We start from the raw sequence: 1025 nt of genomic DNA on the forward strand, positions 1-1025 counted from the left end.
GTACTGCAACGTGTTCGGCAACTGGCTGTGCGACATGGCCGCCGCCGACGCGCGACTGATGGGCATCACGCCGGCGATGCGCGAAGGCTCGGACTTGATCCGCTTTTCAAAAGAGTACCCGGAGCGCTACTTCGACGTGGCGATCGCCGAACAGCACGCGGTCACGCTCGCCGCCGGCATGGCATGCGAGGGCATCAAGCCGGTGGTGGCGATCTACTCCACCTTCTTGCAGCGCGGCTACGACCAGCTCATCCACGACGTGGCGGTGCAGGGGCTCGACGTCACCTTCGCCATCGACCGCGCGGGCCTGGTCGGCGAGGACGGCCCGACCCACCACGGCAGCATGGACATCTCGTTTCTGCGCTGCGTGCCGAACCTGGTGATTCTGGCGCCTGCGGACGAAGCCGAGTGCCGCGCCATGCTGAGTGCCGCCTACCAGTACGAGGGTCCGGCGGCGGTGCGCTACCCGCGCGGCACCGGCCTGGGTGTGGCCGTGCCCGAGCATCTGGAGCCGCTGACCATCGGCCGCGCCGAGACGCGCCGCCGCGCCGAAGGCGACGGCCCCAGGATCGCGCTGCTGGCGTTCGGCAGCATGAACGGCCCGGCGGGCGAGGTCGCCGAGGCGCTCGACGCCACCCACCTCAACATGCGTACCATCAAGCCGCTGGACCGGGACGCGGTGCTCGCCGCCGCCGCCGAGCACGACCTGCTGGTGACGCTGGAGGAGAACGTGGTCGCCGGCGGTGCCGGCAGCGCCATCAGCGAGCTGCTGCACTTGGAAAACGCGACGGCCAACGTGCTGCACCTGGGCCTGCCCGACAGCTTCGTCGAGCACGGCACCCCGGAGGAGCTCCTTCATGACTGCGGGCTGGATGTCGAAGGCATTCGCGCCGCGATCGAAAAGCGCCTGGCGCTGTTGAAGCGCTAGGCATTTCGCCAGCAACGCAGCATCGCCACGCAAACGGGCAGGCCCATGGGCCTGCCCGTTTGCGTGGCGAGCACGTATCGCATTGCCTGCCAGGCGC

The 1025-nt window shown here is 69.2% G+C and carries 1 protein-coding gene; it reads left to right on the forward strand.

Annotated features, from left to right (window positions below):
- Positions 1-928: transketolase C-terminal domain-containing protein (locus tag BIS11_RS18485; protein ID WP_301286528.1), on the forward strand; the 928-nt coding region annotated here is incomplete at its 5' end.
- Positions 929-1025 lie beyond the last annotated feature (97 nt).

Origin of the sequence: Halomonas sp. 707D4, assembly GCF_024158685.1 — a bacterium.
GTDB lineage: Bacteria > Pseudomonadota > Gammaproteobacteria > Pseudomonadales > Halomonadaceae > Vreelandella.